Origin of the sequence: Glycomyces sp. NPDC048151 (genome assembly GCF_043202775.1) — a bacterium.
Taxonomy (GTDB): Bacteria; Actinomycetota; Actinomycetes; order Mycobacteriales; family Micromonosporaceae; genus Glycomyces.
Window position 1 is genome coordinate 312,952 of sequence record NZ_JBIDBB010000003.1, and the last position, 19,878, is coordinate 332,829.

19 protein-coding genes are annotated in these 19,878 nt (G+C 70.4%); 7 read left to right on the top strand and 12 right to left on the bottom strand.

What is annotated here, in order from left to right:
• The 4 genes from atpD (at position 1) to ACGGCP_RS08170 (ending at position 4,056) form a co-directional block, all read left to right on the top strand.
• Positions 1-1,428, top strand: a complete 1,428-nt coding sequence (gene atpD, locus ACGGCP_RS08155; protein ID WP_392962796.1) for a F0F1 ATP synthase subunit beta — start codon at positions 1-3, stop codon at positions 1,426-1,428.
• Positions 1,429-1,631: 203 nt separating this feature from the next.
• Positions 1,632-2,738, top strand: a complete 1,107-nt coding sequence (locus ACGGCP_RS08160) for a helix-turn-helix domain-containing protein (RefSeq protein WP_392962799.1) — start codon at positions 1,632-1,634, stop codon at positions 2,736-2,738.
• Complete coding sequence (locus tag ACGGCP_RS08165) at positions 2,729-3,301, top strand: hypothetical protein (protein ID WP_392962802.1); 573 nt, start codon at positions 2,729-2,731, stop codon at positions 3,299-3,301. The genes ACGGCP_RS08160 and ACGGCP_RS08165 overlap by 10 nt, the downstream gene beginning before the upstream one ends.
• A 164-nt stretch (positions 3,302-3,465) precedes the next feature.
• Complete coding sequence (locus tag ACGGCP_RS08170; RefSeq protein ID WP_392962805.1) at positions 3,466-4,056, top strand: histidine phosphatase family protein; 591 nt, start codon at positions 3,466-3,468, stop codon at positions 4,054-4,056.
• Between the two features lie 33 nt (positions 4,057-4,089).
• Here ACGGCP_RS08170 and ACGGCP_RS08175 read toward each other — a convergent pair whose 3' ends face one another.
• On the bottom strand, positions 4,090-5,298 hold the full coding sequence (locus ACGGCP_RS08175) for an ISAs1 family transposase (RefSeq protein WP_392962808.1): 1,209 nt from the start codon (positions 5,296-5,298) through the stop codon (positions 4,090-4,092).
• A 144-nt stretch (positions 5,299-5,442) separates the two neighbouring features.
• Positions 5,443-5,916, bottom strand: a complete 474-nt coding sequence (locus ACGGCP_RS08180) for a hypothetical protein (protein ID WP_392962811.1) — start codon at positions 5,914-5,916, stop codon at positions 5,443-5,445.
• Between the two features lie 111 nt (positions 5,917-6,027).
• On the opposite strand from ACGGCP_RS08180, the gene ACGGCP_RS08185 reads away from it, so the two are divergent.
• The gene (locus tag ACGGCP_RS08185) at positions 6,028-6,720 is read left to right on the top strand and encodes a response regulator transcription factor (protein WP_392962814.1); all 693 of its coding nucleotides are present in this window, start codon (positions 6,028-6,030) and stop codon (positions 6,718-6,720) included.
• Positions 6,717-7,982: a HAMP domain-containing protein gene (locus tag ACGGCP_RS08190; RefSeq protein WP_392962817.1), complete on the top strand. Its 1,266-nt coding sequence runs from the start codon at positions 6,717-6,719 to the stop codon at positions 7,980-7,982. The genes ACGGCP_RS08185 and ACGGCP_RS08190 overlap by 4 nt, the downstream gene beginning before the upstream one ends.
• On the opposite strand, the gene ACGGCP_RS08195 is transcribed toward ACGGCP_RS08190, so the two are convergent.
• The 4 genes from ACGGCP_RS08195 to ACGGCP_RS08210 form a co-directional block, all read right to left on the bottom strand.
• On the bottom strand, positions 7,963-8,736 hold the full coding sequence (locus ACGGCP_RS08195; RefSeq protein WP_392962820.1) for a polyphosphate polymerase domain-containing protein: 774 nt from the start codon (positions 8,734-8,736) through the stop codon (positions 7,963-7,965). The genes ACGGCP_RS08190 and ACGGCP_RS08195 overlap by 20 nt on opposite strands.
• Positions 8,737-8,738: 2 nt before the next feature.
• Complete coding sequence (locus tag ACGGCP_RS08200; protein ID WP_392962822.1) at positions 8,739-9,335, bottom strand: DUF4956 domain-containing protein; 597 nt, start codon at positions 9,333-9,335, stop codon at positions 8,739-8,741.
• A 131-nt stretch (positions 9,336-9,466) separates the two neighbouring features.
• Positions 9,467-10,372, bottom strand: coding sequence for a glycosyltransferase family 2 protein (locus tag ACGGCP_RS08205; protein WP_392962825.1), 906 nt, complete (start codon positions 10,370-10,372; stop codon positions 9,467-9,469).
• Positions 10,365-11,399, bottom strand: coding sequence for a sulfotransferase (locus tag ACGGCP_RS08210; protein ID WP_392962828.1), 1,035 nt, complete (start codon positions 11,397-11,399; stop codon positions 10,365-10,367). Before ACGGCP_RS08210 ends, ACGGCP_RS08205 begins: the two co-directional genes overlap by 8 nt.
• 159 nt (positions 11,400-11,558) lie before the next feature.
• Between ACGGCP_RS08210 and ACGGCP_RS08215 the strand changes: the two genes are divergently transcribed.
• Entirely contained in the window at positions 11,559-12,377 is an 819-nt protein-coding gene (locus ACGGCP_RS08215; RefSeq protein WP_392962831.1) for a WecB/TagA/CpsF family glycosyltransferase, read from the top strand.
• Positions 12,378-12,449: 72 nt separating this feature from the next.
• Here the strand turns inward: ACGGCP_RS08215 and ACGGCP_RS08220 are convergent, their stop codons facing one another.
• From ACGGCP_RS08220 to ACGGCP_RS08245, 6 genes are read right to left on the bottom strand one after another with little or no spacing between them, the layout of a single operon-like run.
• Positions 12,450-13,181, bottom strand: coding sequence for an SAM-dependent methyltransferase (locus ACGGCP_RS08220; protein ID WP_392962833.1), 732 nt, complete (start codon positions 13,179-13,181; stop codon positions 12,450-12,452).
• An 18-nt stretch (positions 13,182-13,199) separates the two neighbouring features.
• The gene (locus ACGGCP_RS08225; RefSeq protein ID WP_392962836.1) at positions 13,200-14,672 is read right to left on the bottom strand and encodes a polysaccharide biosynthesis C-terminal domain-containing protein; all 1,473 of its coding nucleotides are present in this window, start codon (positions 14,670-14,672) and stop codon (positions 13,200-13,202) included.
• Positions 14,660-15,544 carry a sulfotransferase family protein gene (locus tag ACGGCP_RS08230; RefSeq protein ID WP_392962839.1) on the bottom strand — a complete coding sequence of 295 codons (885 nt, stop codon included), beginning with the start codon at positions 15,542-15,544 and terminating at the stop codon, positions 14,660-14,662. The genes ACGGCP_RS08225 and ACGGCP_RS08230 overlap by 13 nt, the downstream gene beginning before the upstream one ends.
• Positions 15,541-16,776: a hypothetical protein gene (locus ACGGCP_RS08235; RefSeq protein WP_392962842.1), complete on the bottom strand. Its 1,236-nt coding sequence runs from the start codon at positions 16,774-16,776 to the stop codon at positions 15,541-15,543. Before ACGGCP_RS08235 ends, ACGGCP_RS08230 begins: the two co-directional genes overlap by 4 nt.
• Positions 16,773-18,161 carry a hypothetical protein gene (locus ACGGCP_RS08240; RefSeq protein WP_392962845.1) on the bottom strand — a complete coding sequence of 463 codons (1,389 nt, stop codon included), beginning with the start codon at positions 18,159-18,161 and terminating at the stop codon, positions 16,773-16,775. The genes ACGGCP_RS08235 and ACGGCP_RS08240 overlap by 4 nt, the downstream gene beginning before the upstream one ends.
• Positions 18,158-19,834, bottom strand: coding sequence for a Wzz/FepE/Etk N-terminal domain-containing protein (locus tag ACGGCP_RS08245; protein WP_392962847.1), 1,677 nt, complete (start codon positions 19,832-19,834; stop codon positions 18,158-18,160). Before ACGGCP_RS08245 ends, ACGGCP_RS08240 begins: the two co-directional genes overlap by 4 nt.
• Positions 19,835-19,878: the final 44 nt, after the last annotated feature.

Sequence of the window (19,878 nt, forward strand, 5' to 3'; positions counted from 1 at the left end):
ATGACTGACACTCATGGAGTGGGGCGCGTCGTACGGGTCATCGGGCCGGTCGTCGACGTCGAGTTCCCTCGCAACGCCATCCCGGCGATCTTCAATGCTCTGCATGTGGACATCGAGTACGGGGGCGAGAAGAAGACCGTGACCCTGGAGGTTGCCCAGCACCTGGGTGACAACCAGATCCGCGGCATCTGCATGGCGCCGACCGACGGCATGGTCCGCGGCGCCGAGGTCCGCGACACCGGTGCGCAGATCAAGGTCCCGGTCGGCGACGGCATCAAGGGCAAGGTCTTCAACGTCCTCGGTGAGTGCCTCAACCTCGAAGAGGGCGAGACGCTCGAGGCCGACGACCACTGGGAGATCCACCGCCACGCCCCGGCGTTCGCGCAGCTGGAGCCGAAGACCGAGATGCTGGAGACCGGCATCAAGGCGATCGACCTCCTCGCCCCGTACGTCAAGGGCGGCAAGATCGGCCTGTTCGGCGGCGCCGGCGTGGGCAAGACGGTGCTCATCCAGGAGATGATCATCCGCGTCGCCCAGAACTTCGGTGGTTCCTCGGTGTTCGCCGGTGTCGGCGAGCGCACCCGTGAGGGCAACGACCTCATCGCCGAGATGGCGGAGGCCGGCGTGCTTCCGAAGACCTCGCTGGTCTACGGCCAGATGGACGAGCCGCCGGGCGTGCGTCTGCGTGTCGCCCTGTCGGCCCTGACGATGGCCGAGTACTTCCGCGACGTGAAGAACCAGGAGGTGCTGCTCTTCATCGACAACATCTTCCGCTTCACGCAGGCCGGTTCGGAGACCTCCGCGCTGCTGGGCCGCATGCCCTCGGCCGTGGGTTACCAGCCGACCCTGGCGGACGAGATGGGTGAGCTCCAGGAGCGCATCACCTCGCTGCGCGGCAAGGCCATCACCTCGATGCAGGCCGTGTACGTCCCCGCGGACGACTACACCGACCCGGCGCCGTTCACCGCGTTCACCCACCTTGACGCGACGACGAACCTCGAGCGGAAGATCTCCGACAAGGGCATCTACCCCGCGATCGACCCGCTCGCCTCGAACTCCCGCATTCTGGAGCCCGAGGTCGTCGGTGCGGAGCACTACGCGGTGGCGTCCCAGGTGAAGCAGATCCTGCAGAAGTACAACGAGCTGCAGGACATCATCGCCATCCTCGGCATGGACGAGCTTTCCGAAGAGGACAAGCTCGTCGTGGGCCGCGCGCGCCGCATCGAGCGCTTCCTGTCGCAGAACACGTTCGCGGCGAAGCAGTTCACCGGCGTCGAGGGCTCGTTCGTCCCCGTCAAGGAGACCGTCGAGGCCTTCAAGAAGATCGCAGAGGGCGAGTACGACCACTTCCCCGAGCAGGCGTTCTTCATGTGCGGTGGTCTCGACGACCTGCACAAGAACGAAGAGGAGCTCCGCAAGAAGGGCTAACCTTCCTTGTAGCGCTTAACGAAGCGGCCCCGGAACCGAATGGTTCCGGGGCCGCTTCTGTCTTGTCTCGATAGACTGGCACCGACTCTTACCACGTGGGTTGATGGCTACGCCAGGCCTCCGGGCCACAACTTTATAAAGTTCTTGTATCAAACTTCGAGTGTTGCTAGTCTCATGCGGCAAGGATGTGCGAATATCGCAACATGAAGCTTGACGACGGATGGGCTGCGATCGGTGAACGAGTTCGCCGCGCGAGAGTTGCGGGTGGTTTGACCCAGGCGCAGCTCGCCGAGGCGATCGGGCTTGACGATCGAAGCGCGGTCTCGAAGATCGAACGAGGCGAGCGCCGCATCGACGGAATGGAGCTCGTCGGCCTCGGGCATGCTCTTCAGACCCCCTTGGACCAGCTGCTCGAGGACCCACCTGCGGTAGTTTCCCGGCGCAGTAATCTCGTTGCCGAGGAGACGACCGACGATGAAACCGCGATCTTCAGGCTCCAGACCGCACTTGTCGCTTGGAGAAACGATGTCCGGCAGCTCATAGAACTTGGTGTATTGCGTGTCCGAAAGCCTGTCGTTTACCCGGGAGCGCAGTCGGGGCCCGACGACGGGCGAGCGGCAGCTCGCTGGCTGCGAGAGCGGCTGCGGCTAGGCTCCGATCCAATCGAGACTCTGATGCGTCCTGCTGAGGCGGTGGGCCTGCTTTATGCCGTTGTCGACCTTGAGGGTGATCGCAACGATGAAGGTGCCAGTCTGAATGAAGGCGACTTCGCGGTGGCGATCCTGAACAAGCAATCGGATGTCGGGAGGCGACGGGCTACGGCTGCCCATGAGTTGGGACATGTTCTCCTCGGCGATGACTACAGCACAGACATCGGTGTCCATGCTTCCAAGCAAGAACGTGAAGCTGTCATCGATGCGTTCGCGTCGGAATTTCTGCTGCCAGGCTCGATGTTTGCGAGATTCACCGTCGGAATGCGCCGATCCGACCTGGTCAAAGTCGCTGCGGAGTACAAGGTCTCCTGGTCCCTGGCGATCCGACAGGCCGAACAGGCGGATGCGATTGGCGACAGGGACGCGAAGGACTGGGCAGCCTCGTCTCCGACACATGCCGAGTTCATGGATGCGCTTGGCTGGGCGCCGCAGCCTGACCTTGAGAAGGTCGTGCTATCGCCAACCGCCGCCCACGCCATCATGGAGGCCTACTCGCGGCATTTGATATCAGCGGATCGCGCCATAGAGATGATGCGTGGCCAGATTCGCAAGGACGAACTGCCGCAAACTGATGAGGACGACAGCCTGTGGAGCTGACGTTCGAACGCACCGGCCTTGTATTCGATACCACATGCCTCAGCCACTTTGCCATAGCCGACCGAATCGATGTGCTCGGAGATTTTGTTCGTGGTGTTCCCTGTCGCTCTACGAGTGTTGTGTTCGAGGAGATCCGACGAGGCCTAGTCAAGCATCCGGAGCTTAGGACTATTGCGGAACAGGAATGGATCACATTCGAGCGTATCGATGCAAGCATTGACAGGCTGGCACAGTTCGTGCACCAGACCACGCTCCTCGGGACGCAAAACGGTCGGAATCTCGGTGAGGCGAGCGTCGTGGCGGTTGCGCAAGAGCTTGAAGCGACAGCGATTGTCGACGATCTAGGCGCCAAACTGGTGGCGAGGCGGCATTACGACCATGTGCATGGGACTTTGTGGCTGCTCGCCGAGATTTGGCGAGTGGGCAAGGCGACTGAGGTTGAGCTCTGCAATCTTGTAGATCTGCTGGCTGGATCGGGCATGCGACTTCCGTGTAAGGGCACAGAGTTCCCGAACTTCGTCAAGGGGAACAAGATCGGTCCGTGGGCCGGCGGAAAGCGGTAGTTAGCAGCGGCCCCGGAACCATTCGGTTCCGGGGCCGCTTTCAGGGCGCGGGCGAAAGTCCCCGATGTCGGCCATGCGGTGATGCCGTTGAAGGGCGGTCTCGTGCTCCCAGCGGGTGGAAAACCAGGCAAGCGGGTCGGCGTGGTGTTCGTAGCATCACGATCATGATTTCTTTCGAGTTCGAGGCCGTCTTCCTGGCCCGACACGGCCAGACCGAGTGGAATGCTTTGGGGCGCAAGCAGGGGCGGCTGGATTCGCCGCTCACTGAGCTTGGGGTGGAGCAGGCGCGCGGCAATGCGAAACGACTGGATGGTGAGGGCGTCGACGCGATCTTCTCGAGCCCGATCGGCCGCGCCCGGGCTTCGGCTGACCTGATCGCTGAAGAGCTGGGCCTGCCGGTTTGGGAGCTCGATGACCTCAGCGAAGTCGACTACGGGCATTGGTCGGGGCTGACCGGTTCCGAGATCGAATCGAGGTGGCCTGCCGAATATGCTGCCCGTGAGCTTGACCGATATGGATACCGTGTCCCGGGCGGGGAGAGCTATGCCGATGTCGACCTCCGCTCCGGCCGCGCGCTCGACTCGGTGGCAGCGGCTGGAAAGCTCCGACCGCTCCTGGTGTCACACGAGATGATCGGCAGGATGCTGCTCAAGCACCTCTGTCGGCTGAGCAGCGCTGAGGCACTGCAGACGCGCCAGCCGAATGATGTCGTATATCGCATCGGTGCTTCGCGAGCGGTCGAGCGTCTCGCCTGAACCGCGCGCAGGGATCAGCATCGTTGATGCCGGTCATGGCGTGATTCCGATGAATGGCAGTGGCCTGTAGGCGTTTCGGGCGTTGTGTCGGGTGGCTTTGGCGAGGTTGTCGACTCCGGCGAGGCGTAGGGCGCCGATGGCCAGGTTCCGGAATGAGGCCATGGCGCGGGGCGCGTTCTGCGTGCGGAGCCGGGAGGCGTCTTCGCGGAAGGTGGTGTCCCGCACCAGGTGGGACCGGTTCTCGATCGTCCAGTGTCGGCGAACCAGGTCGGCGATCTTGGCCGGGTTCGCCTGATGGGCCTCCAGCGAGGTGACCGCGTAGACGGTCTCGCGGGACTGCTTGCGGCCCTTGGCCTGGCGGCGGCGATGGAGCTTGATCGCGGTGACCGCGCCGGGGAAGGGGAGTCCTCCGGCGGCCGGGTCGATCCCGCAGACCTTGACCGAGCGGGACTCGATCCTTCCGTGCGCGGTCTCGGCCGCATGGGCGCCGCGTCCGACCTCGCTCCAGGGCAGGCTCTTGAGCTGGTGGTACAGGTGCTTCTGGTTCGCCTTCACGATCGCGACGTAGTGCGCTTGCTTCGTCTCGATCAGCCAGGCGGCCTGGGCTTTCACGGTATGCAGCGCATCGAAGGTCACGACCGCGCCAGCCAGGTCGGTCCAGGCGAGCAGGCCTTTGAACTCGCCGGTCTCGTTGGTCTTGGGTCCGACATTGCGCTGGGCGAGGGTGACCGCCGCGGCGTGGTCGACCGCCGAGAGCAGGTGCACCCGGTTCCCTTCGGCATTCTTGGAGCCGCGCAGGGTCTTCCCGTCGACGGCGACCGCCCGCAGGCCTGGCGATCCGGGCTCGGGATCACCGGATGCGGCTGCGCGGCGGGCGGCGAGCCAGGCGCAGACGGCCCGGTCGAGTGCGTCGCCGTCGAGCCGGGCCAGCAGCGAGGTCAGGCACCGCCTGGAGGGCGACCTTCTGCGACCGAGCGGGTGGCGTCGGATACCGAGCGCGGCCAGGACCTCCGAGGGGGCGTCGGCGGCCCACTCGCAGACCGCTTCGAGCGTGACCGAACCGGCCACGACTGCCGCTGCGCACAGCGCGAGCAGGCTTGTCAGGGAGTACCAGCGTCCGCACCGGCCGCGGGGATCGGGCACCCAGGAGAGGTACCGGCGCAAGTCAGGGACCTCGTCGAGATCAAGCTCGCCCAGCTTCGCGAACGACTCGGCGATGGGAGAGGATAGCGGAGCAGGCACGGTTCTCCTTGGTGTTCAACAGGATTCAGCACCCGAATGATCACCCGGGCCGTGCCTGCACTCGCATTGCGCCCCACGCCGTCTCACCACGAAGAACCCGACATCACCGGCTTACGCCCACGCCCTGGGGCCGCTTTTGCCGTGTCAGTCGTCGTCGGTGCTCTGCTGTGTCGCAGTGGGAACGCCTTCGGCGCAGGTGACCGTGTAGTGCAGGCCGTCGTCATCGTCATCGTCGTCGGTGAACCCGAACGTCGCGGTCGCGGCGGGTCCGGCGTCGACGCCGACGGTGCGCCAGCCCTGCGCTGCGGCCACGGAGACGAGTTCGGCGTCGTCGCCGACGCAGCGGGCGATGACGGTGCCGCCGTCGGTCGCGATGACCTCCTCGGCGGCCGCGGTGGCGCTGCTGGAGGGCTCAGGTTCGCTTGCGGGCGTGGCGGTCTCGGGGCTCGGGCTCGCCGATTCGAGGCCGTCGAGCTCTTCGAGGACCTGGTCCTCGGACATCGGCTCGGTCGGGGGCGCGAGGGTCCCGCCCTGCGCGAGGGCCACCGCGCCGACGCCCGCGCCGACCGCGATCACTGCGGCCGCCACCCAGCCGCTCACTACGAGGTTCCGTCTCATGCCACTACCTTGCCCGGAGTTCGGTTAAGGCCGCGATAAGGCGGGTCTAAAGCCTCACTGAGGGACCCACGCGAATGGTCCCGGTGGTCCGGTTCCGCATAGAGTGCCCGCATGGCCCACCTGCTCCTGATCGAGGACGACGAACGCGTCCGCACCGCGCTCCTGCGGTCCCTCAGGGACCTCGGGCACCAGGTCGCCCCCGCGCCCGACGCGATGACCGGGCTGCGCGCGGCGGTCGACCACCGGCCGGACCTGGTCGTGCTCGACCTCGGCCTGCCCGACCTGGACGGCGGGGAGATGCTGCGGATGCTGCGGGGCGTCTCCGACGTCCCGGTGATCGTGGCGACCGCGCGCGACGACGAGAACGAGATCGTCCGCATCCTCGGCGCGGGCGCCGACGACTACGTGGTGAAGCCGTTCACCGCGAGGCAGCTCGACGCGCGCATCCAGGCGGTCCTGCGCCGCACCGGCGCGGGCGCGCCCGCCGACGAGACGGTCGTCGTCGGGGCGCTGCGCATCGACCCGAAGGGCCGCACCGCCGCGCTCGACGGGACGCCGCTCGAATTGAGCCCCAAGGAGTTCGACCTCCTGCACTTCCTCGCCGCGCGCGCGGGCGAGGTCGTCGCCAAGCGCCAGCTGCTCACCGAGGTGTGGGACCTGCCGTTCGGTGGCGCGGACAAGACCGTCGACGTGCACCTGGCGTGGCTGCGCCGCAAGCTCGGCGAGACCGCGCAGGCGCCGCGGTTCCTGCACACAGTGCGCGGCGTGGGCGTCAAGCTCGTCGACCCGGGGGAGGACGCATGAGGGCCCGACTGACGATGCTGGTCGCGGGGATCGCGACGCTGACGCTGCTGGCGTTCTCGATCCCGCTGGCGATCATGCTGCGCAACGCCGCCGCCGAGCGCGCGGTCTCGCTCGCGCAGCAGGAGGCGCACCTGGTGACCGCGATCGTGCCGACCTCCGAGAAGGCGCAGCTGGAGAGCGCCGTCGCGCACATGAACACCGGCTTCCAGTTCCCGGTGACCGTGTTCTGGACCGACGGCACCGTCATCGGAGCCGCAGCACCACGCTCCTCGGCCGTGGAACTCGCCGCGGCGCAGGGACAGTCGCTCACGGCCGCTACCGAAGGCGGCCGGGAGATCCTCAACAGCGTCCGCATGCCCGACGGCGGGTACGCCGTCATCAGGGCCTATGTGGACGACAACCACCTGACGGCCGGAGTTGGCCGCTCCTGGCTGCTGCTCGGGGCGATCGCCCTGGTGCTCTTGGGTATCGGCCTGTTCCTCGCCTCGCGCCTGGCGAAGGTCCTGCTCGTCCCGCTCGCCGACCTCGCCGAGGTCTCCAACCGGCTCGCCGACGGCGACCTCGACGCGCGGGCCCGCGCCGAGGGCCCGGCCGAGATCGAGCGCGTCGGCACCGCGCTGAACACCCTCGCCGACCGCATCCGCGATCTCCTCGAAGCCGAACGCGAGCGCGTCGCCGACCTCTCGCATCGCCTCCGCACGCCGCTCACCGTGCTGCGGCTGGAGGCCGAGGCGATCACGAACCCCGTCGAACGCGCCACAGTGGACGAAGCGGTCGGCGGTGTCGAAAGGGCGGTGAACCTGGCGATCCGCGATGCCCGCAGGCCCGGCCGCGCCGCCGAGTGCGACGCCGCCGCCGTCGTCGCCGAGCGCTTCGCGTTCTGGTCCGCGCTCGCCGAGGACACCGACCGCGAGTGCACCGTGTCGCTCGCGCCGGGCCCGCTGCCGGTGAAGCTCCCCGCCGAAGACCTCGCCGACGCCATGGACTCCCTGCTGGCCAACGTCTTCGCGCACACCCCGGACGGGACCGCGTTCGAGGTGCGGCTCTGGGCCCGGCCCGAAGGCGGCGCGATCGTCGACATCGCCGACGAAGGCCCCGGCCTGCCGAACGCGGCCGCGTTCGAACGCGGGAAGTCCGGCGGCGGCTCGACCGGGCTCGGCCTCGACATCGCGCGCCGCGCCGCCGCGGCCTCCGGAGGGCGGCTGGTTTTCGGTGCAGGCCATGGCGGCAAGGGTGCGCTCATCAGGCTCGAACTGGGCTGACCTGCCCGAAGCACTCCCTGTACGCGCGCGCCCAGGGGTTCGCGCCGAGCCACGGGTAGAGCGCGGCGGCCGCGAGGCAGTACTTGCTCACCGAGACCGGCCGCGCCCCGGCCTGCCACAGCATCCGGTCCACCGGCCCGCCCGCCCGCGCGGACTTCACCTCGACCAGGCACACCGGCCGGGCCGAGGCCGAACCGGTCGCGCCCGCGACGCGCAGCTCCTCGTCGCACGTGATCCGCGTGGCCGCGTCAGGGTGCACGAGGGTGTGCCGCCGGTAGTCGGTGCGCACGCGCGGGGCCATCCCGAGCGGCACGTCCATGCCGTACGCCCGCTTGAGCGTCGCGGCGAGGAAGTCGGCTGCGTCGGGGGCGAGCCGCCCGGCGTCGGCGGCGCGGTAGTCCATGCGCTCCTTCACCGTGTCCGCCCGCGCCCCTTTGAGTTTCACCTCGAACGCGCACTCGCCGGAGTCGGCGTAGGTGCGGGTGCGGACCTTGAAGCGGAGCCTGCGGCCCTGCCGGTGCTGCCGGTACGTCAACAGCTCCGGGGTGTCGAAGTACACCGACTCGTAGTTGAAGCGCCGCCGCCCGCCGATCTCCAGGCACCGCCAGCCGCCGACGAGGGCCAGGCGCTCACGGAACCGCCCGTACTCCTCAGGGCTCAGCAGGTACTTCGAGTCGACCCGCGTCTGCAGGTTCGCCGCTTCGACCACCGCAGCGAGGCCGATGGGCGCGAACCCCTCCAGTGCCGTCCCCATGCTCAGACCCGCGCGATCGGGTAGGTGCGGTCCGGGCCGGCCGGGACGTCCGCGCCAGGCTTGAAGCGCACGTCCACGGTCATCGTCTCGCGCACGTAGTCGGTGTCGACCACCTCGAACTTGCGGACCGTCCCGCCCAGGCGCCGTTCGAGGTCGGCCTGCAGCGCGGTCTCGTCGCGGTGCACGGTGTCGAGCACGACCAGGCGGTGCCGGGCCCGGTTGGCGAGCCTCGGGTGGTCCGCGACGTACATGGTGAGCACGAGCAGGACGCTGAGCCCGATCATGACCGCCGGGCGCGACGCCCCGATCCCGTTGATGAGGCCCAGTGCCAGCGCCGTGAAGTAGTAGCCGACGTCGCGCTGCGAGATCTGGTCCGAGCGCAGCCGCAGGATCGACAGGACCCCGAAGAGCCCGAACGCCAGGCCCAGGCTCACCTGCTGCGAGAGCATGAGCGCCGAGACGGCGAAGACGCCGACGTTCAGGGCCACGTAGGCGAGCGCAAGGTCGGTGCGCTGGTGGCGGCGGTAGTAGATCGCGCACGCGAGCACGGTGATCGCGAACAGGTTGACGGGCAGTGCCAGGGCGAGTGCGAGACCCACGGTGTTCCTCCTCGGTGACTGGGCTTGAGCGGTGCTCAATCGGTCTGGGGGAGAAGGTATTGCCGGGAGGGTTAACGCGCCGATAAGAGGTGAATAAAGGGCGTCCAAGATCTGAACGCCCCCTTCGCGTCTCAGATGCCGCGTCCGCGCCGGTGCAGCGCGGCCATCACCGTGGGGACCCCGACGATGCCCGCCGCGGCTGCGGCGGCGACGGCCGCCCGGGGCTCGCTCGGGTTCGCCTTCGTCGCCCGCAGCGCCCACCGCAGGGCCTCCTTGCGGTCGCCGGTGGCGGCATGCCAGCACGCGATCTGGCCGTAGACGCGCGCCGCGCCCTCGGGGCTGCCGTGGATCTCGGGGTGGCGGTCGAGGATCCACCGCAGCGAGGAGATCTTGGTGTCCCAACGGGTCTCGAAGTGCGAGCCGGCCCAGTTGACGAGCGCGTACGGGACGTCGACGTGCGCGATCGGCCGCCGCCTCGAGGCCCGCAGGAGCATGTCCCAGTCTTCGTTCTGGCTGCCCGGCGCGTCCTCGGCGACGAGCCCGAGCCCGCCGAGCAGCGCCGAGCGGCGGAACAGGAACGTCGAGGAGTGGAGCATCATCATGCGCGAGCGCAGCAGGTCGCCGTGGCGGACCATGGTCCGCTGCGCGAGCCGCGAGTTGCGGCGGCCCCGGTAGTCGACCTCGATCGCGGTGGTGCACAGCTCCGCTTCGGTGCCGAGCGCGGCCACCTGCGCGGCGAGCTTCCCGGGCAGCCATTCGTCGTCGTCGTCGAGGAACGCCACGAGATCGGTGTCCAGCGCGGTGATCCCGGTGTTCCGGGCCCCGGCGAGGCCCGGCGTCCGCTCGTTCTTGACCACCCGCACGGGCCGCTCCCCGTCGGAGGCGAGCGATTCGTCCACTTTGGCGCGGTCGAAGACCACGACCACTTCGACGTCGCCGGGGTAGAACTGGGTCAGCACCGAGCGCAGCGCAGCGCGCACCTGCTGGGGGCGGTTGTGCGTGGGGATGACGATGCCCACCGAAGGCCAGTCAGTCACGGGCGATCACCTCTTCCAGAACGGGTTCGTCCACGGGGGCCTCCTCTTCGTCGAGGTAGCCGTAGCGGCCCAGGAGGGGCCGGGTCAGGGTGGAGACCATGCGCCGGGTGCCGTCGGGCAGGTCCTCGGTCCAGGCCTCGTCGGGGTAGATCGGGATGCGCCCCACGGTGAACCGCATCGGGTTCCCGGCCGCCGAGTGGCTCGGGCCCAGGTCGGCCCAGCCGTCCCCGATGAAGTTGTAGTCCGGTTCAGTCAGATCCAGCCCGCAGAACCGGCCCAGTGAGGCGATGACCTTCCTGGGGCGCTGGATGATCCGCTCGTACCGGACGCGCCGCACGGGCACGCCCCGGCGCGCGAGGAGGCTGAACGCGGCGTTCTGCGCGTTCCACAGCATCGCGGCCTTCGCGGGGGAGTAGCGGGTCATCTGGTCGCCGGTGGGGGACTCGGGGCGCGCCACCTTCTTCGTCCACGAGTAGGCGACGCCGCGCGAGTCGCGCACGACGTGGAGCACCCGCAGGTCGATCTTCGGCGACCAGCGCAGGCAGTACGCGAGCGAGGCGTGCTTGGAGGAGTCGACCACGACCTGCGCGCGCGTGTCCTTCGCGGCGGCGGTGTAGATCTTCTCGAAGTACTCGGCGTACTCGGTGACGAGCTGGTGCTGCGCGGGCGCGAGCCGCTTGGCGGCGAGCGCTGGAATGTGCCGGGTGCGGTCCACAGTGGCCTTCAGGGCGTTGAGGCGCTCGACGTCGACCTGCTCCCAGGATCCGAAGGCGCGCTGGCCGATCCGCTGCCAGAACTCGCAGTGCGAGAACGTGGCCCCGCAGGCGCACATCTCGTTGCCGACCAGGTCCCGCTCCCACAGGTGGGTGATCTCGCCGAGGGGGACGACGCCGGGGAGCTGCCCGAGCAGGCGTTCGAGGAGCGTCGTGCCGCTGCGTCCGAGGCCCCCGATGAAGACCACTTTGACGCGGTTCTCGGACTGCTCGGCCGTGTCGGCGATCTTCACGCTCACTGATCCCTCGCTCACCCTGGTGCTCCACTGCTTCCGGGGCCGCGATCCGAGCCGGGCTCGGAAACCTGCAGATGCCCCTTGATGATTCGTATAACGACCCGGGGTGGGGTGGGGGACACGCCCTGTCGCCGAATTTCCCGGAAAATCGCACGCGGACCTCTAACGTCTGATCGCATGGAGCGTTTGGGCCCTTCGCGCGTGGACCGCCTCAGCGGCGCGCCCTCCCCCCGCATCGCCTTGGGCGGCATCGCAGTCGACCCGGTCACCGAGGCCGGGGCGGTGGCGCGCGTGATGGACGCGCTCGAAGCCGGGCGCGGCGGGCAGATCGTCACCCCGAACGTCGACATCGTCGCCGCCGCCCGCCGCAGCCGCGAGCTGCGCGCCGTCATCGGCGCGTGCGACCTCGTGGTCGCCGACGGCGCGCCCCTCGTATGGGCGTCCAGAGTGGCCGGTACTCCGCTGCCCGCCCGCGTCGCGGGCTCCGACCTCGTCTGGTCCCTCTCGGAGGCCGCCGCCACCCGCGGCCTGCGCGTCGCCCTCCTGGGCGGCACCCCGGACGGCGCGTCGCGGCCCACCGAGCGTGCCGCCGACCTCCTCGAAGCCCGTTACCCCGGCCTCAAGGTGGTCGGCGCCTGGTGCCCTCCCATGGGCTTCGACAAGGACGAGTCCCAGTGGCGGGCGCTCGTCGAACGCGTCGAGGCAGCCGCCCCCGACCTCGTCTACGTCGGCCTCGGCTTCCCCAAGCAGGAGTTCGTCAGCGTGCGCCTGCGCGCGGTCGCCCCCGGCGCGTGGTTCCTCGGCTGCGGCGCGAGCATCGACTTCATCGCCGGGTACCGTCGCCGCGCCCCGAAGTGGATGCAGCGCACCGGCACCGAATGGCTCTTCCGGATGTGCTCCGAGCCCCGCCGCCTCGCCCGCCGCTACCTCAGGGACGACGTCCCCGAAGCCGCCCGCCTCCTCGCCGAGGCCTACCGCGAACGCCGTCGGAATTGAAAGAAGCCGCTGAAGAGGACGAGGAGTTCTGGACTCGAGCCCGAGGCCTGGGACGACACCTCGGACTGAGGCCTAGCGGCGGCGGGCGATGTAGACGACGTCCGTGGCCCACTTCGAGAGCGGGGACGCCAGCGCGGCGTCGGCGGCCTTCGCGGCCCAGCCCAGCGGCGCTCGGTAGCAGCCCTGCGTGAACAGCGTGAAGCCCTGCATCCCGACCAGGTCGAAGCCGTGGCGCGCGAACAGGTCCCGCATCTCCAGGTGCGACAGCTCCTGGAACCACGTGCTCGCGTCCAGCCGCCCGAACGTCTTGCGCAGGTGCCGCAGCGACGACGCGTTGCCGTGGTTCTCCACCAGCAGCAGCCCCGCGTCCGCGTCCGGCAGCGCCGCCGAGGCGAAGTCCATCAGTTGGTCCCGCAGGTGCAGGTCCACATTGAGCACGAACCGGAACGCCGTCACCAGCGCCGGACGGCCCGGGTCGACCTCCGGCGCGGCCATCCCCGGCTGCACCAGGTGCGCGTACCCGGGCGTGCCCAGCTCGCGGCCCTTCTGCAGCATCGCCTCCGAGGTGTCGTACCCGTGCGAGACCGCGCACAGCCCGGCGAGCATCCGCGAGACGCGGCCGGTGCCGCACGCGAAGTCGTGGTGGACCGGCTTGGCCCCGAACGCGTTCGGCACGAACCCCCGCAGCCAGCCGGCCTGCCTGCTCGAGACGATCGACGAGAACGTCCCCGGCGCGTACGTGCGCTCGGCGTACTTCTCTACCGCGGTCGGGTCCTGGAACACCTCGGTGTAGTTGCTGGCCACGAAGTCCCTTTCAATGGTTCATATCCTGCGGCGGTAGCGCAGCAGCGCCACCGCCCACGCGAGGCCCGCGGCGGCGAGCGCGCCCGCCGTCCACAGCGGGCCGAGCGGCGACAGCGCCAACGGCAGGACCCCGAATCCGAGACCGGCCGCGATCAGCGCCCGCCTCGTCAACGCCCCGAACGGGTGCAGGCCGAAAGTGCGCCACAGTTGCGCGAGTGGAACCAAATTATTGACCAGAACCGCCGCCGACCACGCGATCGCCGCGCCGACGACCCCCATGGAAGGGATCAACGCCAGGTTCAACCCCACGTTGACGACGAGTGAAATCGAGACGTCGATCAGCTGCCACGAGGTCTTCCCGGCCATCGCCAGCATCGAGTCGACCACCCCGCACGCCGAGCTGACCATCATGGCGGGCACCAGGATCCACACCACCAGCCGCGCGTCGCCGCCGACGTACTCGCCGCCGAACAGCCGCAGGTACCAGTCCGCGAGCAGCCCCACGCCCAGGTACACCGGCCACGTCAGGGCCACGATCCACGCCGTCGACTCCCGGTACAGCGACCTGGCCGCGGAGGGCTTCCCGGCCGCCATCGCCGCCGCCGCGCGCGGCTGCACCGACTGCCCGACCGCGCCCGACGCCATCTGCCCGACGATCACGAACCGCGTCGCCACCGTGTACACCGCCGCCGGGCCCAGCCCGGCCAGCGCCGCCACCATGATGATGTCGAGCCGCTGCAGCCCCAGCTGCGCGACGCCCGCCGCCGCGCGTGGCGCCGTGAACCCCCAGAACGCCCGCGCCGACACCCGGTCCGGGAACCCCGGGTCCGTGCGCGAGCGCCGGTGCCGCCGCAGCAGGTACCAGCCCGCCGCGACCGCCGCGGGCAGGTACGGCAGCACCCACGCCAGCGTGATCGTGAACGGCGAAGCCGTGCCCGCCAACGCGATCGCGCCGAGCCCCACGAGCTGCGCCACGGTGCGCCCGAGCTTGTCGATGAGCACCGAGGGCCCCATCAGCCGGTACCCGCGGGTCGCCGCCAGCAGGGCCTCCATCGCCACCGACGCGGGCAGGAACACCGCGATGAGCCGCACCAGGTCCGGGCTCTGGAACATCGGCGCCGCCAAGAGCAGCCCGAACGCCGTCGCCGTCGACACGATCGCCGCGGGCCACAGCCCGAGCTTGAGTACCGACCCGACCGCGCCGTCCCGCCCGTTCTTGTGCAGGCGCGCGACCCAGTACACGAGCCCCGTCGGCGTCCCCAGCCGCGCGATCGCACCGGCAAGCAGGAACACCGACGTCGCCGCGAAGAACGCGCCGGCCTCGGCGGGCGAGAGCGCCACCGCCGCCAGCCACGTCACGGCCAGCCCCCCGAGCCCGGAGACGGCAGCGCCCACGAGGTTCACGAGCCCGCCGCGCGCGGTCCCGCGCAGCTCCGCCCGCTCCGACTCCTCGACTCCGGCGGCGACCGCGCCGGCGGTCAGCGCCGCCAACTCGGCACGCTCCCGAGCCAGTCGGCGAGCCGCTCATCGGTGGGCCCGTACAGCTCCGTCAACTGCTCCCGCAGTGCCGCGGACATCGGGGAGGGACGCCCGCGCGCGTTGTGCCGCGCGAAGGCGAACTCCCCGAGCCACGGCAGCCCCAGGAACCGCAGCACGCGCTCGAACGCGTCCTCGGGCCTGGAGAAGAACTCCCCGGAGTCGAGCACCAGCACCCGGTCCCGGCCCACCAGCGCCGCGAGCGGCTCGAGGTAGTCCGTGTACCGCCCCCGAGCCGTGTAAGCGTGGTGCTGGTGGTCGAAGTCGTACAGGGAAGGGTCGGCCCGCAGGGCCTCCTCCTTCCCCTCCAGCCGCGCGGCCTCGGCCGCCACGGCCTCCTCGAAGTCCGCGATCGGCTCGAACCCGCGCGCCACCTCGTGCGCGTGGTGCGACCACGCCCGCTCGACGGGGTCCCTCACCAGCACGATCACCTTCACGCCCGGCAGGTCCCGCGCGAAGCGCTCGGCCGCGAGCGGGTGGTACAGGTAGTACGGGCTCGACTCGAACCCGATCGGCGCGAGCCCGGTGTGGTCGGCGATCCGCCGCGAGGCCGCCTGCGTCGGGAAGTGCCCCCGGTACCAGGACAGGCCCTTGTCGTAGCCGGTGTCGAAGTAGTGGACGCCCTTGTGGAACACCGGCTTCAGGATCGCCGGGTGCTGGGCCAGGGCTCGGTACAGGGACGTGGTGCCGCAGCGCTGGCCGCCGCAGATCAGGAGCCCCGGCAGGATGCGCGAGGAGGCCGTCAGACGCCCGAACGTGCGGGACGACTGCCCGACGACGGCCTTGAGCTGGCCGGGGATGCGCTCGCGGAGGGTTCGCTGGCTCACGACTGGCCTCCGGTCTCGGACGCGGTGCGCTGGCGGGCGATGTGGCGCAGCAGCGTGGGCAGGAGCCACCGGCCGAGGGCCCCGAGCGCCGCGCCCGCCTGCTCGGCCTGGTCGCCCATGTAGCGGGCGGCGAGGTCGACGAGGTACAGCAGCGCGGTCGGCTCGGCCTCGGCGGGCGCGACCCCCATGGGCGCCAAGACGGAAGGCGCTTCGGCGACGAGGCCGAGCACGGCCGTGGTCGGGTCGGCCCCGCGCGTGACGATGTGGTCCTGCAGCCGGTAGTGGGCGGCGTCGAATCCATAGGGGACACCGGTCTCGAAGCGCTCGAGGTCCCACAGGTACACGAGGTTCTCGGTCTCGCGGGTGTTCCACGGCGACCAGTCGCCGTGCCACGCGCCGAACGTGAGCTCGGTGGCCGCGTACCGGTCGAGCAGGGTTTCCCCGGCGGTCTGGAGCGTGTCCGCGTCGGTCTCGCCCCGGTCGGTGAGGTCCTTCAGCCGCCCGCGGAGCCTCGCGGCGTAGTCGGACTCCCCGAGCGGTGAGCGCACCGTGGTGCACGCGTCGGCGAGTTCGCGCATGGCGGCGGTGCGGCGGGCGGCCCCGAGTTCGGACGGCGCGTCCCAGGACGGGAGCGCGGAGGTCACCATGAGGTTGTGCCCGTTCCAGTTCCCGGCGTGGAGGAGCCGCGGCACGCGCAGCAGCTTCAGGTCGCAGAACTCGCTGAGGCGCCGGGTCGCGTTCGTCTCGGCCTCGACGAGCTCGCGGGTGAGCGGGTTGACGCCGAGCTTGGCGAACGCCACGGTCGCCGCGTCCCCGTTGAGGATCTGCAGCACCGGCTTGCGGTTCGCCCGCGCCGGTCCGATGTGGATGCTCAAGTGCACTTCGTGGCCGAGGACGGCGGCGAGGTGGTCGTCGATGCCCTCGGCGCCGCCCACCTTGATGCGGTGCGGCAGCAGCATCCGGTCGACGCCGAGCCGCAGCGCCCACACGGCGGCGTCGCGCTTGAGGCGCGCGCCGCGCGCGGCGGGCCGGGCGTACCTGGTCAGCGCGGCCGCCGCGACCTTGCGGTCGGCGGCCGGGATGAGCACGCGCGGCTTGCGGCGGCCGGGCACGACGATGTACGGGTGCGGTGCGTCGCCTTGCGCCGCACCGGGGTACAGCTGGTCGACCACCTCCGCGAGGTAGGTCGCGCGCCTGCGCAGATCATCGGCGGTCTTCAGGGCTCGGCTCATCGGGTCTCCGTCTCTGGGCCGTGGTGTGACACCTCGGGCAGGCGGCCGGAGGCGAGGAGGACGTAGCTGAGCAGGGTGAACAGGAGGGGCGTGACGAGGGCGTTGTAGTAGAACATCGTGATCAGCGAGAACCCGACGACGGCGCTCCCGGCGATGCCGACCGCGGTGTGGTCGTGCCGGAACCGCCACAGGACCGCGAGCGCGAACCCGAGGTACGTGACGGTGCCGAGGATGCCGTGGGCGAACATGACCTGCCACAGCTGGCCGTTCCCGCCGAGCGTGCGCCCGCCGCAGCGCGGGCATTCGGGCGTGGGTCCGACCGCGATCGACTCGCCCGAGCCGAGGGTCTTGCGGGTCGAGCCGAACCCGATCACGGGCGAGTGCTCCACGACGAGCTCCGTCGCGCGCTCCGAGGAGAACGCCCGCCCTTCGTCGGAGTGCCCGTTCTCCATCCGGGTCTGCACCACCGTCCCCAACGGCGTCAGGACCACGAGCAGCACTGCGGCGCAACCGGCTCCGGCGAGGGCGAGCATCCCGCCGGGTCTGCCGGAGACGAGCAGCCGCAGGGCCGCGAAGACCGCGATGGCGGCGAGCCCGAGCCACAGGCCCCGGTTCATCGAGTACACGGCGGGCACGAGCGAGGCGACGAGCAGCGCTACCGCGGCCACCCGCCACTTCGTCTGCAGCGGCGTGCAGAACGCGGCGACGACGAACCAGACCGCGGTGATCGCGAAGTTGTTGCCCCACGTGTTCGTGTAGCCCCACGGCGCGGCCGGCCGCGGCGTCTCGTACCCGAGGAAGTCCATGGTCTGCGCGGCCGCCGGGTGCACGAGCGACTGGACGAACCCGTCCTTCGCGACCGCCTTCGGCAGCAGCGCCTCCACCGGCGACGTGTACTCGAACGACCCGAAGAACGTCCCGAAGAACCCGCCCGCGACGGTGACGACGAAGAGCCAGCCGAGGAGCCGGATGAGCCGCTGCCGCCGGAGCTTGCCCTCGGCGACGAGGTTGTACGCCCACAGGGCGATCAACGTGCAACAGCAGTAGAAGCCGAGCCGGAAGGTCGCGCCGGGGAGGCTCGAGAACCACGTCTCGGGCACGGTGCCCGGCGGGTCGACGCCGAGGTTCGCGAGGCTCAGCGTGACCGCGAGGAGGAACAGCAGCCACCACCCGAACGCGGGCGGCACCGCGATCGACCTGCGGCGCACCAGCTTCACGGCCGCCACGGCGGCGACGAACGGGATCACGAGGACGCCCATGCCGAGCGCCCACCACAGCGGGAACCCCGCGAGCAGCCAGGTGAGCGAGGCCCCTTCGCGGGCTTCGCGTTCCTGGAGGTCCTGGAGGCCGCGCCCGGCCGTGCGGGCGGCAGCGAGGAGCGTCATCGCGTCTCGACGGCGTTGCCGGACGCGCGGCCGGACGCGGCCGAGGGCACCGTGGGCATGACCTGCGTCGTGGCCTCTTCGTCCTCGACGGGCTCGAGCGAGTCCGTGGGCGTCTCGTCCTGCGACACTGCTCGAGTGCTCGTGATCTCGCGGCGCGCGCCCGGCAGCGGCACCGTGTTCATCGGGCCGAGCACGCTCGGGAGCATGACCGCGCCGAGCAGCGGCGTGTCGATCTGGCGCATCGCCAGCGCGGCGGCGGCGGTCTCGCCGATCGAGTCGCGTCCGGCCTGGACGGCGAGGATCACCGCGTCGGCGTGCCCGGCGAGCAGCTGCGCGTCGGCGCTGCACGACAGCGGCGGGGCGTCGACGACGACGAAGCGGCCGGCTTCGGCGAGTTTCGCGAAGGTCTCGGCGGCGGCCTCGCTGGTGGGGCCGGTGGCCCGGGCGGCGGCGCCGGGGCCGATCACGTTGAGGCTCGGCTGCCTGGGCGCGGCGTGCGTTGCCTCGGCGAGGTCGACCCGGCCGGACCAGACGTCGGCGAGGCCGGGCACGGAGTCGGTGCCGAACAGCTCGGGCAGCCCGACGGTGGTGCTCGGGTTGGCCGCGACGGCGGTGGCGCGGTCGCCCGCGCGGGCCATCGCGGTGGCGAGGTTGGCGGCGACGACGCTCGCGGCGGGCCCGGGGGCGACCCCGGCGACGACGATGACGCGCTGGTCGTGCGTCAGCTGCGCGGCGACGACATTGCGGAGCTGGGAGAACACCCGGCCGCCGGGGCTGTAGGCGCCGAAGACCTCGCGGCGCTGGAACTTCACGGCCGGGGGCACGGTGGCGAGGACGTCGAGTTCGCACCGCTCGACCAGGTCGGTCGGGTAGGCGACCTTGCGGGCCAGGCGGTGCCGGGCCCACGCGAGGATGAGGCCGAGCGGCAGGCCGATGCCGAGCGCGGCGGCGAGGTTGAACACGGCGTTCGGGCTCACGGGGGCCGCGGGCACTGCGGCCTCGTTGATGACGCGGCCGGGCGTGATCGCGCCCTGCTGGGCCTCGATCGCGGCGATCTCGGCTTCGATCTCCTCGGCCTGCTGGCGCAGCCCGTCGAGGTCGGATTCGAGGCCGGAGCGGCCGTTGTCGCCAGAGTCCATCCCGGACAGACGGTCCTCGGCCGCGGTGATGTCGGCCTTGACGGCGTCGAGTCCGACGGCGGCCGTGGCGATCGCGCTGTCGAGCGAGGCGGTGGCCCCGGAGCGGCGGTGCTCGAGGTAGGCCTCGCTGAAGGCGATGGACCCGGCCTGGGCGGCCTCGGCGTTCCCGGCGCGGAAGGCGATCTCCAGGACGGCGGTGTTGGGCGGCACGGTGACCGACACGCGGGACGCGAGGTCGCCCGGGTCGTCGGAGCCGAGCGCTTCGGCGGCGGCGACGGCGACCTCGGTGGACTTGACGAGCTGGGCCTCGGTGTCGAGGTTGACCTGCCCGGCGGTGCGGGCGCCCGTCACGGCGGTGTCGCTCGCGGTGGGCAGCACCAGGACCGAGGAGGTCGACTCGTACACTTCCTCGCTCAGCGACGTGTAGGCGAACCCGGCGGCCAGTGCCGCGGCCACCGTTCCGATGATGAGCCACCAGGAGCGGCGGACGATGACGCCGTAATCGGCGAGCGTGCGGGCGGCAGGGGTCCTCAACGCGAAGGCCTTTCTCGTTCACTGGATCTCGTTTGAGTAACGAG

What these genes read in the sequence shown, in the direction of transcription:
- ACGGCP_RS08215 (WP_392962831.1), top strand. Translation starts at nt 11,559, where the DNA reads ATGGAGCGTTTGGGCCCTTCGCGCGTGGACCGCCTCAGCGGCGCGCCC.
- ACGGCP_RS08180 (WP_392962811.1), bottom strand. Translation starts at nt 5,916, where the DNA reads ATGAGACGGAACCTCGTAGTGAGCGGCTGGGTGGCGGCCGCAGTGATC.
- atpD (WP_392962796.1), top strand. Translation starts at nt 1, where the DNA reads ATGACTGACACTCATGGAGTGGGGCGCGTCGTACGGGTCATCGGGCCG.
- ACGGCP_RS08195 (WP_392962820.1), bottom strand. Translation starts at nt 8,736, where the DNA reads ATGGGGACGGCACTGGAGGGGTTCGCGCCCATCGGCCTCGCTGCGGTG.
- ACGGCP_RS08190 (WP_392962817.1), top strand. Translation starts at nt 6,717, where the DNA reads ATGAGGGCCCGACTGACGATGCTGGTCGCGGGGATCGCGACGCTGACG.
- ACGGCP_RS08235 (WP_392962842.1), bottom strand. Translation starts at nt 16,776, where the DNA reads ATGAGCCGAGCCCTGAAGACCGCCGATGATCTGCGCAGGCGCGCGACC.
- ACGGCP_RS08160 (WP_392962799.1), top strand. Translation starts at nt 1,632, where the DNA reads ATGAAGCTTGACGACGGATGGGCTGCGATCGGTGAACGAGTTCGCCGC.
- ACGGCP_RS08185 (WP_392962814.1), top strand. Translation starts at nt 6,028, where the DNA reads ATGGCCCACCTGCTCCTGATCGAGGACGACGAACGCGTCCGCACCGCG.
- ACGGCP_RS08170 (WP_392962805.1), top strand. Translation starts at nt 3,466, where the DNA reads ATGATTTCTTTCGAGTTCGAGGCCGTCTTCCTGGCCCGACACGGCCAG.
- ACGGCP_RS08240 (WP_392962845.1), bottom strand. Translation starts at nt 18,161, where the DNA reads ATGACGCTCCTCGCTGCCGCCCGCACGGCCGGGCGCGGCCTCCAGGAC.